12 protein-coding genes are annotated in these 13816 nt (G+C 62.1%); 8 read left to right on the plus strand and 4 right to left on the minus strand.

From position 1 onward, the window contains the following. Positions 1–4 precede the first annotated feature (4 nt). From STHERM_RS10985 to holA, 6 genes are read left to right on the plus strand one after another with little or no spacing between them, the layout of a single operon-like run. Positions 5–271: an HPr family phosphocarrier protein gene (locus STHERM_RS10985; protein WP_013314963.1), complete on the plus strand. Its 267-nt coding sequence runs from the start codon at positions 5–7 to the stop codon at positions 269–271. Continuing rightward, the gene (locus STHERM_RS10990) at positions 268–774 is read left to right on the plus strand and encodes a hypothetical protein (RefSeq protein WP_013314964.1); all 507 of its coding nucleotides are present in this window, start codon (positions 268–270) and stop codon (positions 772–774) included. Before STHERM_RS10985 ends, STHERM_RS10990 begins: the two co-directional genes overlap by 4 nt. Continuing rightward, entirely contained in the window at positions 771–2525 is a 1755-nt protein-coding gene (locus tag STHERM_RS10995; RefSeq protein WP_013314965.1) for a sensor histidine kinase, read from the plus strand. Before STHERM_RS10990 ends, STHERM_RS10995 begins: the two co-directional genes overlap by 4 nt. Then, the gene (locus tag STHERM_RS11000) at positions 2522–3892 is read left to right on the plus strand and encodes a sigma-54-dependent transcriptional regulator (protein ID WP_013314966.1); all 1371 of its coding nucleotides are present in this window, start codon (positions 2522–2524) and stop codon (positions 3890–3892) included. Before STHERM_RS10995 ends, STHERM_RS11000 begins: the two co-directional genes overlap by 4 nt. Beyond that, positions 3889–4494, plus strand: a complete 606-nt coding sequence (gene lexA, locus STHERM_RS11005) for a transcriptional repressor LexA (protein WP_013314967.1) — start codon at positions 3889–3891, stop codon at positions 4492–4494. Before STHERM_RS11000 ends, lexA begins: the two co-directional genes overlap by 4 nt. Beyond that, positions 4487–5467, plus strand: a complete 981-nt coding sequence (gene holA, locus STHERM_RS11010) for a DNA polymerase III subunit delta (protein WP_013314968.1) — start codon at positions 4487–4489, stop codon at positions 5465–5467. Before lexA ends, holA begins: the two co-directional genes overlap by 8 nt. On the opposite strand, the gene uvrC is transcribed toward holA, so the two are convergent. Then, entirely contained in the window at positions 5412–7250 is a 1839-nt protein-coding gene (gene uvrC / locus STHERM_RS11015; protein WP_013314969.1) for an excinuclease ABC subunit UvrC, read from the minus strand. The two genes, holA and uvrC, sit on opposite strands and share 56 nt — an antisense overlap. A gap of 26 nt (positions 7251–7276) precedes the next feature. On the opposite strand from uvrC, the gene STHERM_RS11020 reads away from it, so the two are divergent. Further along, positions 7277–8752, plus strand: coding sequence for a fibronectin type III domain-containing protein (locus tag STHERM_RS11020; RefSeq protein WP_013314970.1), 1476 nt, complete (start codon positions 7277–7279; stop codon positions 8750–8752). Further along, positions 8753–11272: a tetratricopeptide repeat protein gene (locus tag STHERM_RS12705; protein ID WP_013314971.1), complete on the plus strand. Its 2520-nt coding sequence runs from the start codon at positions 8753–8755 to the stop codon at positions 11270–11272. It abuts the gene before it with no gap. Here the strand turns inward: STHERM_RS12705 and STHERM_RS11030 are convergent. Genes STHERM_RS11030 through STHERM_RS11040 form a run of 3 tightly spaced genes read right to left on the minus strand, consistent with a single transcriptional unit; the run spans position 11246 to position 13793 of the window. Next, the gene (locus STHERM_RS11030; RefSeq protein ID WP_013314972.1) at positions 11246–11737 is read right to left on the minus strand and encodes a SixA phosphatase family protein; all 492 of its coding nucleotides are present in this window, start codon (positions 11735–11737) and stop codon (positions 11246–11248) included. The two genes, STHERM_RS12705 and STHERM_RS11030, sit on opposite strands and share 27 nt — an antisense overlap. Further along, the gene (thyX, locus tag STHERM_RS11035) at positions 11734–12579 is read right to left on the minus strand and encodes an FAD-dependent thymidylate synthase (RefSeq protein WP_013314973.1); all 846 of its coding nucleotides are present in this window, start codon (positions 12577–12579) and stop codon (positions 11734–11736) included. The genes STHERM_RS11030 and thyX overlap by 4 nt, the downstream gene beginning before the upstream one ends. A gap of 35 nt (positions 12580–12614) precedes the next feature. Then, positions 12615–13793 (minus strand): CapA family protein, encoded by a 1179-nt coding sequence (locus tag STHERM_RS11040; protein ID WP_148223915.1) that lies wholly within the window; start codon positions 13791–13793, stop codon positions 12615–12617. Positions 13794–13816: the final 23 nt, after the last annotated feature.

A 13816-nucleotide genomic window follows, 5' to 3' on the forward strand; every position in this document is an offset into this window, starting at 1 on the left:
ACCAATGACGGAAAGAGAAGTGGTGATCAAGAACAGGGCAGGGATCCATGCGCGACCTGCCACCCTGCTGGTGAACACGGCGAACAAGTTCTCCTCTCAGATCTTCCTCGAGAAAGACAGTGAACGCGTGAACGCGAAATCCATCATGGGAATCATCACCCTGGGCGCAGGGTACAACACGAAACTCCGGATCATCGCCGATGGCGAGGACGAGGAGGAGGCCGTGAAGGCACTGGCGGAACTCTTCGACAAGAAATTCGAGGAAGAATGAGGAGGCTGTCCCTCTCGCTGGGAGTACTCATCCTCCTTTCGGCATGCAGTCATACGTCCACCCCCAACCTCCTCCTTCGAGAGGAAGGTGGTGTACTCGTATGTGAACTGCCGCATGAAGAGAGACGGCACATCCTCTCCCTCCTTGAGCAAGGTTTCTCATCGAAGATGACCCTCAGACTCCGTACCACTCGATGGCCGCTCCCCTTCCTCCCCTCCACCCTTTGGGCCGAGGAGAGGAGGCTCAGGAGGCTCCCCGAGGGAGAATGGGTGGTGGAGACCGGGGACGGGCGGAGGACGTCGTATCCATCGGAGGAGCTCTTTCTCCGGGATGCCTTCCGCTTCTCGATTCCCCGCTCCCTCCTCACGGGGGGTGGTGCACTCATCCGCGTGGATGTCGAGAGAGTGGCGCTCAGTCCACCTTTCACCATCATCCCTTCGCAACTGAGGAGAAGGGATCTCGCAGCCTATGAGATCACCGTGCCTTCAGGGGCTCTGCCGTGAGGATACCCGGATTCTTCTTCTCCCGTCGCACCCTCGTGAGTCTCATCCTCACCTACCTGCTCATGGTCGTCCTCATGTTCCTCCTCGCCCACAGGGCCATCACCCGCATCCCCTTCTCCACGGGGCCCGCCGGAACCTTCCTCCTCCTCTCGGGATTGGCCTTCTTCCTCGCCGTGCTGGTGGTCCTCGGCGCCTATGTGGTGAAGACCCTCCAGGAAGTCCGCGCCAGGAAGCCAGGGATCTTCCTCAAGCTCAGGCTCATCCTCCTCTTTTCGTTCCTCACGCTCGTTGCGAGCGTACCTCAGGGACTCCTCGCCATCAACGTGATCAGGGAGGTGATCGGGGGATGGTTCCAGATGGGGGTCACCGAGGCCCTCCAGTCGGGGGTGAACTTCGCGGTCTCGTACTACACGGAACGGGTGGAACTCCTCGGCAGGGTGAACAACCATCCCCTCTATCTCCACTCCCTCCAGCAGGACGCACCGGAGGAGACATGGCGTCTCCTCCGGTCCCTGTACCAGGAGATCTCCTCCTTCGAAATCATCCAGGACGGGAGAAGGGTCTTCTGGGCAGGAGACCCCTCCTTCCTCCTTCCCAGTCCGGAAGAGGAGGAGACCCTCACCAGCCCTGTGACGAGGGAGTCGATCGAAGGTCTCACCGTCCTCCGCGTACGTCGGGTCTTCGAGAGGGGCTCCACCCTCTCCCTCGCCGTCATCAGCCTCTCGATGCCTCCCTGGTACGTGGATCAATCGAACCGCCTCACCGAGCTTCGTGACCGCTTCCTCCTCCTCGATCGCTACCAGGGGCCCTTCCTCCTCTCCCTCATCCTCTTCTACGGATTCTTCGCCCTCCCCCTCGTCTTTCTCGCCCTCCTCCTCGGGTTCCTCCTCAGCGACGACTTCCTCAAGCCGCTCATCCAGCTGGAACACGACATGCGTAGGATCGCAGCGGGCGAACTCTCCTTCCGCCCCACGTTCACCCCCAGGAGCGAGATCGCCTTCCTCATACGGGCGTTCGCCACCATGCTCACCGAACTCGAACGGAACAGGGAGAAACTCCTCCAAGCCGAGAAGATCGCCACCTGGCAGGACATCGCTCAGCAACTCGCACACGAGATCAAGAACCCCCTCACCCCCATACGCCTCGCCGCCGAACGTATCAGACGCAAGGCCGAGGGGGTGGAGGACGAGGCCCTCCAGCGTGTCCTCGATCAGAGCACCCAGATCATCCTCCACGAGGTGAACCGTCTCACGAGACTTCTCGAGGAGTTCCGGGACTTCTCCCGTCTCCGCGAGCCGACCCTGACACCTTGCAACCTGCGGTCACTCCTCTCCCATATCCTCTCCTCCTACGATGCGCCGCAGACCCCCTATCGGTTTCATCTCGACACGCCCGAGGACATCGTCATCCAGGCCGACGAGGAGCACCTCAAGCAGGCGCTCAGCAACCTCATCCAGAACGCCATCGATGCCGGAGCAGGGAAGGAGCAGACCATCACCGTCCGCCTCCTCCGTACCTCACGCGACGGGAGATCCTACGCCACCATCGAGATCCGAGACGAGGGCCACGGGATACCCGAGGATCAACAGAGGCTCGTCTTCCTCCCCTACTACACCACCAAGAGACAGGGCACGGGGCTGGGTCTCGCCATCGTGCAGCGCATCGTACTGGATCATAACGGGAAAATCTGGTTCACTTCAGAGGTGGGGAAAGGGAGCACCTTCTATATCGAGCTTCCGGTAGAGCCATGAACGACGCACACATCCTCGTCATCGATGACGAAGAGAACATCCGCCTCGCCCTGGAGGACATCCTCACGGACGAAGGGTATACCGTCTTCACCGCCGAAGACGGCATCGAAGGTCTCCGGCTCATGGACCGCTATCCCGTGGACGTGGTGCTCCTCGATCTCTGGCTCCCCCACCGCGGGGGCATGGAAATCCTGGAAGAGATCAGGGCAAAAGATCCATCCGTCGAGATCGTCATCATCTCGGGCCACGGGACCATCGAGACCGCCGTGAGGGCGGTGAAGCAAGGGGCCTTCGACTTTCTCGAGAAACCTCTGAGTCTGGAGAAGGTCCTCACCGTGGTGCGCAACGCCCTCAGGATGAGGGAGCTCCAGAACGAAAACACGCGGCTCAGGCAGAGACTCTACCAAGAAGACGAGATGATCGGGACCTCGCCCGCCATGCAGGTAATCAGGGAACGGATCGCCCAGAGCGCGGCCTCGGATTCGAGGATCCTCATCCTGGGTGAGAACGGCACGGGCAAGGAGCTGGTGGCCCGAGAGATCCATCGGCGGAGCAGGAGGGCTTCGGGCCCCTTCGTGGAGGTGAACTGTGCCGCCATCCCCGACACCCTCCTCGAGAGCGAACTCTTCGGCCACGAGAAAGGGGCCTTCACCGGCGCCCTCTCCTCAAGACGCGGCAAGTTCGAACTCGCGCACAACGGGACCCTCTTCCTGGACGAGGTGGCGGACATGTCCCTGAGCGCCCAGGCGAAGGTCCTCCGCGTCCTGCAGGAACTCCAGTTCACCCGCATCGGAGGCGAACGGGTCATCACGGTCGACGTGCGTCTCATCGCCGCCACGAACAAGGACCTCGAGGGAGAGGTCAAGGCCGGGCGATTCAGGGAGGATCTCTACTACCGGCTCAACGTCATTCCCATCTACGTGCCTCCGTTGAGAGAGCGGGTGGAAGACATCCCTTCCCTGATCGACTACTTCCTCAAGAAGTTCACACCCCCGGGAGAGACACCCAAGCGGATATCCCGGGAAGGTCTCACCATGCTCAAAGAATACCCCTGGCCCGGGAACATCAGGGAGCTCAAGAACTTCGTGGAACGGCTCTGCATCCTCTCGGACGAGGCGGAGATCTCACCCGAGACGATAAAGGAGTTCCTCGGAGAAGCGCTCCATGCCCGTACCCACAGCACCGTCCTCGACGAGTACTCCCACCTGCCGCTGGGTGAAGCCAGGGATGCATTCGAGAAGCGGCTCATAGAGAAGAAACTCGAGGAACACGACTACAACATCTCCAGGACCGCTGCGAGCCTGGGGATCTATCCGAGCAACCTTCATTCCAAGATCAAGAAATTCGGGATAAAGATACCGAAATGAAGGAACAGCTGACGACTCGACAGAAGGAGGTCCTCTCCTTCATCCAGCGGTTCAGGGAACTGCACGGCTACGTCCCCTCGTATCGGGAGATCGCACGACACTTCTCCGTGAACGTGCGTGCCATCTACGACATCCTCAATGCCCTCAAGGAAAAAGGCTACGTCCGTCACAGCCCCCACAAATCGAGGGCCCTCGAGATCGTGGAGGAAGACCCCCCTCCCGTGGTGTATCTCCCTCTCGTGGGGGAGGTTGCCGCGGGGAGGCCCCTTCTCGCCGAGGAGCACATAGAGGGAGAAGTGGTGGTTCCGGAATCCTTCCTTCCACGCGGAGGAGGGCGCTTCTTCGTGCTCAGGGTGAAGGGAGAGAGTATGGAGGGGGCAGGCATCCTCAAGGGAGATCTCGCCATCATAAGGGAACAGGACTGGGCCGTGGACGGTGACATCGTGGTGGCCCTGCTGGAGGAGAACGCCACCCTCAAGAGGTTCTTCAAGGAGAAGCACAGGATACGCCTCGAATCCTCCCACCCCTCTTACCCCCCCATCTATACCACCCAGGTGAAGATCCTCGGCAAGCTGGTCGGCATTGTGAGGACGTATGAGTAAAAGGGAACACATCTTCTTCCTTCTGGGACCGGAGACGGGCCTGAAAGAGGAATACCTCCACACCTTGAAACAGGATCTCACGAAGGCATACGGGGCCATCGAAGAGGAACACCTCTACGCCTTCGAGGACTCCTTCAGCGATGCGCTCCCCCGTCTCCAGAACGCCTCCCTCTTTGGTGAGCACACCCTGCTCCTCATCCACAACGCCGAACGCCTCTCCACCCAGGATCAGAACCTCCTGGCCCTCTATGCACAGACCCCTTCCCCCTCTTCCACCCTCGTGATCCTCTCCGACGAGATACGTCTTCCGCAACGCCTCGAGAAACTCGCCTCACACCACACCAGAGAAGTCTTCTGGGAATTGAGGGAGGATCAGAAGGCTCGCATGATCCATCAGACACTCAAGCGATCGGGCCGCTCCATAGCGTCCGAGGCGGTCGACCTCTTCCTGCAGATGGTCTCCCCCGTCTCTTCGGCCCTTGTCGAAGAGGCCTCCCGCCTCGCCTTCTTCTTTCCCGAAGGCCACACCATCACCGAGAAGGACATAGAGCAGTTCCTCTTCCATTCCAGAGAGGAGAACGTCTTCACCCTCTTCGCACACCTCGCACGACGCGACATCGAAGCAGCCCTGGAGTGCACCTCGGCCCTCCTCTCCCAGTCCGAGGCCGTACATCAGATCATAGGCGGCCTCCTCTGGCAGTTCAGGAGACTCCTCACGGTCATGAGGCTCCTCGGGGAACGCTACGGGCGTGAGGAGGCCTTCCGGGAAGCAGGAATAAGAGGAATGGGCTTCAAGAGGACCATGGAGACCGCTCTCCGGAACTACACCCTCGAGGAGACCCAACGGGCGATCGTGGAGCTCGTCTCGTGCGATGAACAGGTGAGACTCCACCGCCGGGAGCTCCATCCTCTCATCTTCACTCTCGCGCTCCATCGGATCGTACGGCATCCCCGCGCTGCTCGACCAGCCTGAGAAGGGCCTCCTTCACCCGTAAGGCGACATGCTCCGGGCAGCCCGCCACCTCCTTTATCTCCTCCGCCTCGGCTCGGGCGATCGCATCGAGCGAACCGTAGTGCGTGAGGAGCCGTACAGCCCGCTTCTTCCCTATACCTTCCACCGTCTCGAGGATGGATCCATCGATCTTCACGGCCCGTGCCCTCGCGTGGGCCGTCGTGGCGAAACGGTGGGCCTCGTCCCTCACGTACTGTAGGAGCCTGAGAGCGGGACTGCGTTCCTCCAGGAGGAGAGGGGCAGAGGCGTGCGGGAAAAAGATCTCCTCCCGCTGCTTGGCGAGCCCCACCAGCGGAATATGGGATAGGCCGAGGGCATCGAGCACCTCTCTCACGGCGTTCACCTGGCCCTTCCCTCCGTCTATGAGGATGAGATCGGGCAGGGGTTTGCGTTCGTTCTTGAGACGGGTGTACCGACGGGCAGTCACCTCCCGGAGGGCCTCGTAGTCATCGACGAGACCCTGAAGGGTCTTCACGCGAAAGAGCCGGTATTCGGACTTGTGCGGCACACCGCCCAGGAACTGCACCATCGAGGCATAGGGGAAGGTCCCCTGGAGATGGGCGATGTCGAACCCCTCGATTCTCACCGGAGGGACAGGCAATTCGAGCGCTTCCTGGAGCGCGAGCACGGCCTCGGGATTCCCCTTGATCTTGAGGTGTCGCGCGAGCTCCTCACGGGCGTTCTGTACCACCAGGTTGAGGATGGGATGCCCCTCCCCTTCCCTTATGAGTCTGATCCCGAACTTCCCGGCGAGGTAGGGAGCGAGTATCTCTTCCTGTGTCCCCTGGAAGAGGTGGAGTTCCTCCGGAAGGGCTATGTCCGCGTCATAGTACCGCACGAGGAAGTTCGAGAAATCCTCGTCGTCCTCGTCGAAGGCGTGGGTGACGTAGGCATCCCGTCCCACCAGCTTTCCGTCCCGCATCTTGAAGACCACGAAGCACGCATACGGCTCCTCCCTCACATAGGCGGCATAGTCCCTCTTCTCGCGAGCGAAATCCACCACCTTCTGCTCGTTCTTGAGGATCTCCTCCACGGCCTGGAGCGCGTCCCGATAGCGCGCCGCGGTCTCGTAGGCGAGGCGTGAGGCCGCTTCCTCCATGCGCCCCTTGAGGGAGGTCTGGAGATCCTCCACCTCTCCCGAGAGGAGGCGGGCCACGTCCTCCACCCTCGCGAGGTAATCCTCCCGGGAGATCTTGTCCACACAGGGCGCAGGGCACCGTCCGATGTGGTAGTAGAGACAGGGATGGGCCCGCTTCCTGAGAGGCCCCCGACACTTCCTCAAGGGGAAGAACCGATCGATGAAATCGAGATAGAGATCGAGGAGATGGGCGCTCCCGTACGGACCGAAATAGCGTGACCCGTCGTGGACGATCTTCCTGGTCCTGAAGACCCGGGGGAAATCCTCGGCCGTGAGACGTATGACGGGATAGCTTTTCCCGTCCTTGAGGTCAATGTTGTACTTCGGTTGGTACTTCTTGATGAGCGTGTTCTCGAGCAGCAGGGCGTCGTACTCCGTATCGGTGACGATCCACTCGATGCTCCTCACCCGCCGCATGAGGTGGGTGGTCTTGCGATCCTTGGTCCCCGAGATGTAGGAGCGCAGGCGGTTCCTGAGCACCTTCGCCTTGCCCACGTAGATGACCTTCCCCTCCTCGTCTCTCATGAGGTAGACCCCGGGAGAAGAAGGAGCCGCCTCCACCTGTCGAAGGATATCCCCAAACCCTTTGTAGCTTTCGCCATCCATTCCGATATATAATGTAGCAAGGAACGATGAGAATAAGAAGCGTACTCTTTCTGTCGGTGGGGCTTCTCGGTGCAGCCGCCGAGACGTGGAGCATGGAAGAGATCCTCCGTCTCGGATCGGAAGCGATGCCGTGGAACACCCTCCTGGGGGAAGCACACCGGGTGGAACTCACCACCGCTGAGATCCAAGGACAGCTACGCGTCACAGGAGTGACGCTCTCCACCTGTGAGGCTCCCCCGGAGGACGCCCACCTGTTTCTCTCCTTCGAAAACGGCGTGGTCGAGGACATCACCGGTCACTTCGAGGTCAGGACCGACCTCACGCCCCGGGAGGTCTTCGCACCCGAGGGAACGTACGCCCTCGCCGTGGAGCAGGGCAAGAGTCTCCGGCTCTTCACCAGGAAGGAGACGATCTTCTCCCCGGGAAAGGAGTGGGGTCCCTCCACCATCCAGTTCTGGGTGAAGACCGCCTTTTTCCAGGACCAAGGGGTCCTCTTCAACTGGACGGGACTCGACGCCTCCCGGGGGGTCCCCCAGCAGATCGTCTGCCGGATGGAAGAACGGCATATCGGATGGAGCTTCATCAATGTCTTCAAGGATCCTGACGGATCCCTCCACTCACTCTCGCTCACCTCCAGGTCCATACTCCTTCCCGACCGGTGGTACTTCGTTCAGATCACCTACGATCCCGCCACAGGGATCCTCATCCTCCTCATAGATGGAAAGATCGAAGCCGTCACTCACGCCACCCCTTCCCGAGACGAAGAGACCCCTCCGTTCCAGCTCTCTCTCGGGGAGATCTCCCAGGAGCCGATCCGTATGGGGGAGGGCTTCACGGGTTTCCTCGACGCGGTGGCCGTCCTCCCCCGCGCCGTCGGCCCCTCGCCCTTCTTTCCCACCCGTCACCTCGAAGGCTCTTTCACCACCGTCCCCGTAGATCTCGGCTTTCATGGGTCACTCGTCACCCGCATAGAGGTGGAAGCCGACACCCCGGAAGGAACCGCCGTGGGCCTTCGCTACCGAACCGCACAGGCGCCGCACGAGCTGCAGGATAGCCCATGGAGACCACTCCCCTCCCGAGACGTGAAGACGGAGACCCGGTTCATCCAGTTCTCCGTGACACTCTTTTCCGACGATCCCATCCGACTCCCGCACCTCCGCGCCATACACATTCACTACGAGCCGGACACCCCCCCGCCGCCACCGGCAAAGCTGGGAGGAGAACCCGTGGAAGGGGGCGTGCGTCTGTTCTGGAGCCCCGTGAGGGAAGAGGACGTCGCAGGTTATCGTATCTACTACGGGACGAGACCGGGGTTCTACTTCGGCAGGGAAGACGAATCCCACGAGGTTCCCATAGACGCGGGGAATGTCACCGAGTACACTATCACCGGGCTCAGGCCGGGGAGGATGTACTACTTCTCGATCACCACCTATGACCGAAGCGTACCTCCCCATGAGAGCGAGTTCTCGTACGAGATCGGAGTGCGCGCAGGAGGATTCTAGATGTCGGAGCCCACATTGCACATGAAGGCCCAGGAGGAGCGCCTCAGGAAGGCCCGGAACGCCTACCACCTCGGAGACATCGAGACCGCCTCGAAGCTGGTCCACGAACTCCTCCATGAGGTACCCCTGAGCAGCGGAGTCCACCTCCTCTCCGGCATGATCGCCCTCCGACAGGATCGCAACGAAGAGGCGAAGGAGGCCTTCACGAAGGCGCTCGAGCTGGGTGGGGAAGAGGCGGAGGCCCTCAACAATCTTGGCGTCATCTACCGCAAGGAAGGCGACCATCGCAAGGCGATCGAGTATTTCAGAAAGGCCCTCGCCGCGGACCCCGACAGACCGGACATCCTCTACAACCTCGCCAACGCCTGCAAGGACGCGGGCCTCTTCGAAGAAGCGGAGGCAGCCTATCGGAAGGCCCTCGAACACGATCCCCATCTGGTCTCGGCTTACAACAATCTCGCCACCCTCTATCAACAGAGAGGGGCCATCGACAAGGCCGTCGCCGTCCTCGAGAAGGGGCTCACGGCAGATCCCGATCATCCCACGCTCCTCTACAACCTTGGCGTCCTCTATCAGAGAGAAGGTCGATACGAAGAGGCCCGTGCATCCTTCCACCGAGCCCTCCAGAAACGACCCGGATGGGTGGAAGCCCTCAACAACCTGGGCATCGTGGAACAATCGAGGGGGCATCACGAGGCCGCCCTCGCATGCTTCAGGGAAGCACTCACCCTCGACCCGCTCCATGCAGCGGCGGCCAACAACATGGGAAGCATCCTGGCCCTCCTCGGCCGCTACAAGGAGGCCTTCGACTGGTTCGTACAGGCACTCAGAATCCAACCGGGCTATGAGCGCGCACTCCACAACATCCTCCACCTCCTCACCTCACAGGAGGCTTTCTTCGACGTGGAACAGGAACTCTCCCTCCTGCTCCTCGAATTCCCCGGCCTCGAGCAACTCAGAGTCTCCTATGCAGAGGCCCTCTTCCGCAAAGGAGACTACGACAGGGCCGAAGAGGAACTGCACCTCCTCGAAGAAAAGGGAGCCGACGATCCCAGGATACCCCGTCTCCTGGGTATCATCTCCTTCCTCCACGGGAAGGAGGACCGCGCACACACCTATTTCGAGCACTACCGACGGCTCACCCACCGGGAGGACTACCTCCTCGACCTCATCAAGACGCTCAAAGATCGCAAGGAATACCGCGCTGCCCTCACCCGCCTCAACGAATACCTCTCCTCACACCCCGATGATCGCAACGCCCGTCTCCTCCTCGGAGAGATCCATCTCGAACTAGGGAACATCGAAGAAGCCTTTCCCCTGCTGGAGAAGATGAGGGAGGAGACCCCCTCGGATCCCGACGTGCTCACCGCCTGTGCGAGACTCTACCAGCGAGCCGGACAGAGGGAACGGGCCATCGACCTCATCGACACGCTGGTGGGCATCCAGGGGAGCAGGGCGACGCCCGAGGACCTCACCGGACTCAACAGGAGCCTCGAACTCTATGAAGAAACGATCCAGTCCTTTGGGGATCACGACAGATCCACATGGGAACACAACCTCAGGAAGCTCACCGATCTCGTTCGGTTGAGCGAGACCGAATGGGAGGTCGAGGCCTCTGAAGAGGAAGAAGCCCCCACCCTCCTCGACTTCGAGGAAGTGGTCGTGGAGGAGGAACCCGAACCGGAAGAAGAATCCGAAGGACCCGAGGAGGAGAACATCGCTCCCTATGTACACCTCCTCGATGAGGAAGGCCCCACCCTCCTCGATCTCGCCGACACCTCAGCAGAGCCTTTCCCCGGCACGTCCCCCTCGACCGGATCCTCGAGCAGCCCCGTCCCCCCGCCTCCACCGCAGCCCCCTCTTTCCCCACCCCTGCACCCCACCCCTACCCAGGCCGTCTCCCCCACCCCCACACCCCCTCCTCCCTCCACAGCCGTCCCGCCTTCCCCACCCGTCACCCCTCCGCCACCACAGCCCCTTCCTCCGGCACCACCCACCCAGGCACCACCCGCCCAGACACCACCCACCCAGACACCACCCGCCCAGACACCGCCCACCCAGACACCACCCACCCAGGCACCACCCACCCAGACACCGCCCACCCAGACACCACCCACCCAGGCACCACCCGCCCAGGCACCACCCACCCAGGCACCACCCACCCAGGCACCACCCACACCTCCTCCGCCCCCATACACCCCCCCCCTCGCTCCCGCCGCTCCCCCCACCCCGCCCCCGACACCCTCCGACCACGCCTCCCCCCTCCCTCCCCCCTCCACCCCGTCCCAACCGGAACCCCGCACCCCCTCCGAACCCCCACCCCCCGCTCCACCCTCCGGAGACCCCACACGCCTCTCCTCACTCATCGCCTACCTCGAGTACCTCGTCTCCTTCCTCCCCCACGACAAGAAGGTGGAGATGGAGTCGCTCTCCTACCGCACCAAGCTCTCCTGGCTCCGCCAGTCCCTCACCACCTACACGGTCTCCGACCTCTCATCCCCCATCCGCCGATCCACGTAACCCCTCGGGCATCGCCACCCACGCCAGACGTCCCTTCCTCTTCCCGTCGCACTCCCTCCACCCCTCAACCTCACAGACCACCAACGCGCACCACGAAGTCTTGAGCACCACCTCACGCCCCACGAGGAACCTCACGCACTCCTCCATCGCCGGGTTGTGCCCTACGAGCGCCACGTATCCATACTCATCCGGAAGCCCCTGGATGAACCGGAGGTATCCCTCTCCCGAACCAGGATAGAGGGCATCCACATACTCCACCTCCCGCCCGGGGAACAGCAACCTCGCCGTCTCCGCTGCCCGAGGCGCACTCGATGCGTACACCCGCTCCACCGGCTCCTCCGCAAGCAACGTGGCAACCCGGGCCGCATCCTGAACCCCCCGGTCCTCGAGCACCCGCTCCCGATCGTCCACCCCGGGACGGGCCTTCTCGGCCTTCGCGTGTCTGCAGAGCAGTATCCTCTTCATACCTGCCTCCCTTCACGCAATTTCACCTTGAACCGCTCCCATTCCTTCCCCGAAAACCCCTCCGGCGGTTCCTCGGGAAGCTCCATCCGGGAGGAGAGGAACCGCCACTCCTTCGCAGAGAAGCGCACCGCACCCCTCACGTGCTCCTCGAACGAAGCCACCGCGAGCGGACACACCCTGCGCACGATCTCCAGGATCACCTTCGCGTACTCCCTGATCTCGTACTGGGCGTGCGGATCGAGCCTCAACCAGAGGAAACGGAACAGGTTGTGGAGATCCATCTGCCAGTACCACTCCGTGTAGAGACTCAAGGGGAGGTTGATCCGCGCCAGCTCCCGTGCCACCCCTCGTTCGAGCAATCCCTCGTATCTCCTGTAGGCATCCTCCTGAAACGCGGCCATCTCCTTGCGGATCTCTTCCGCCACCTCGGGAGGAAACGGAGCCTCCTCCCTCCCCTGCTTGTTGCTCGCGCTTTGAGGAGCAAGCACCTCAGGCGACGGTACGTAGAACTCCTCCTGGAGCACGCTGTACCGACCCGAGATCTCGTTGATCCGGGCGGTCCTGTGGCGCACCCACTGTCGGGCCACGAATATGGGCATCTTCGCATGGAACGTGAACACCACCTGCTCGAACGGAGAGGTATGCTCGTTCCTCAGGAGATAGTCGATGAGCGCCTTGTCCTCCCTGTACGACTTGGTCCCCTTCCCGTAGGAGACCCGCGCCGCCTGGACGATCCGCTCGTCGCTCCCCATGTAGTCCACCAGTCGTACGAACCCCCTGTCCAGCACGGGAAACGGCTTGTCGAGGATCTCCTCGGCCTCAGGTACCACACAGTGTGCCATACGTCCCTCCATGATAGTCGCTGTGGTGTCTCACCTTATCGAAAAGCCCCACTCGAGGGAAGACTTCCTCCCCGTACGGGATCGAGCCCCCATCCCACCACCCACGCCCGGAACATCCGGTATCGCCTCCTGAAGTACTCCTCCCAGGGGGGATCCACCTCCACCCTCCCGGTGAGCACGGAAAAGGCCCTCACCACATACACACCCCTCCTCTCCCCCTCCTTCCTCACCACATTCACCACCGGAACCACCTGCCCCGGCACCATCACGACCCGCTCCCCCTCTTTGCGGATCCGCACCTGGAAGAGTACCGACTCACCGGTGTAGGCCCGCTCCTCCTCCCAGTCGGAAGGCCCCAGCCGCCAGGTCTGACCGGAGACGAAGTTCCCCAACGAGTAGAGGACGAGGGCCCGCCGCCCCTCCGGCGTGCGGATCCATTCCCACGGCTGGAGTACGTGCGGGTGGTGGGACCACACCACATCCACCCCACGCGACACCGCCTCACGGAAGAAGGCCCGCTTCACCTCGAGCGGGACCCGACGGTACTCCTCGCCCCCATGCACCGAGAGCACGAAGAAATCGTACTGCGGGGTCACCCGGGAGAGGAAGTCGAGGAAGGCCCGCCTGCGCCCCTCGTGGGGGAAGTACACCAAGTTCACGAGCCCGCTGCCCTCGATCTCGTTCATGAACTCCGAGACCGCCAGGAACCCGATCCGTACCCCCTTCACCTCCATCCGGGTTACGGTGAAGCGATCCTCCCTCCGGGTGACCGCACCATTGTAGTGGATCCCATACCGCGACGAGAGGCGCGCCATCTCCTTCAACGTACTCCTCACCCCCGCCTCCCCCTGATCGCACGTGTGATTGTTTGCGAGAGAGAAGACGTCGAACCCCGCCCGCACCGCCGCCTCCACGTAGGCAGGGTCCACCGAAAACCGGGGGAAGCTGGAAGGAGGGGCCGATCCCCTCACCACGGTCTCCAGATTCACGAACGAGAGATCGTCCCGCCGGAGGAGGGGGGCCACGTCCTCATAGATGGCATCGTAGTCCTCCATCCGGTAGTTCACGTTGTGTGCCATGAGGTCCCCGGCGAAGGTGAGCAACACCCATCCCCCCTCGCTCGAATGGACGGACGTCGGGACGGACCGGGAGGACTCCTCGCCCCCCCACAGGGGTCCGAGGAGGAGCACTCCCAAAAGGAGGAGAGGGATCATACGAGTAAGTATGCACCACCCCC

Source organism: Spirochaeta thermophila DSM 6192, from assembly GCF_000147075.1.
GTDB lineage: Bacteria > Spirochaetota > Spirochaetia > Winmispirales > Winmispiraceae > Winmispira > Winmispira thermophila_A.

Bases quoted from the DNA above. Each gene is read 5' to 3' on its own strand.
- STHERM_RS10985 (WP_013314963.1), top strand. From the start codon at position 5: ATGACGGAAAGAGAAGTGGTGATCAAGAACAGGGCAGGGATCCATGCG.
- STHERM_RS10990 (WP_013314964.1), top strand. From the start codon at position 268: ATGAGGAGGCTGTCCCTCTCGCTGGGAGTACTCATCCTCCTTTCGGCA.
- STHERM_RS11000 (WP_013314966.1), top strand. From the start codon at position 2,522: ATGAACGACGCACACATCCTCGTCATCGATGACGAAGAGAACATCCGC.
- lexA (WP_013314967.1), top strand. From the start codon at position 3,889: ATGAAGGAACAGCTGACGACTCGACAGAAGGAGGTCCTCTCCTTCATC.
- holA (WP_013314968.1), top strand. From the start codon at position 4,487: ATGAGTAAAAGGGAACACATCTTCTTCCTTCTGGGACCGGAGACGGGC.
- uvrC (WP_013314969.1), bottom strand. From the start codon at position 7,250: ATGGATGGCGAAAGCTACAAAGGGTTTGGGGATATCCTTCGACAGGTG.
- STHERM_RS11020 (WP_013314970.1), top strand. From the start codon at position 7,277: ATGAGAATAAGAAGCGTACTCTTTCTGTCGGTGGGGCTTCTCGGTGCA.
- STHERM_RS12705 (WP_013314971.1), top strand. From the start codon at position 8,753: ATGTCGGAGCCCACATTGCACATGAAGGCCCAGGAGGAGCGCCTCAGG.
- STHERM_RS11030 (WP_013314972.1), bottom strand. From the start codon at position 11,737: ATGAAGAGGATACTGCTCTGCAGACACGCGAAGGCCGAGAAGGCCCGT.
- thyX (WP_013314973.1), bottom strand. From the start codon at position 12,579: ATGGCACACTGTGTGGTACCTGAGGCCGAGGAGATCCTCGACAAGCCG.
- STHERM_RS11040 (WP_148223915.1), bottom strand. From the start codon at position 13,793: ATGATCCCTCTCCTCCTTTTGGGAGTGCTCCTCCTCGGACCCCTGTGG.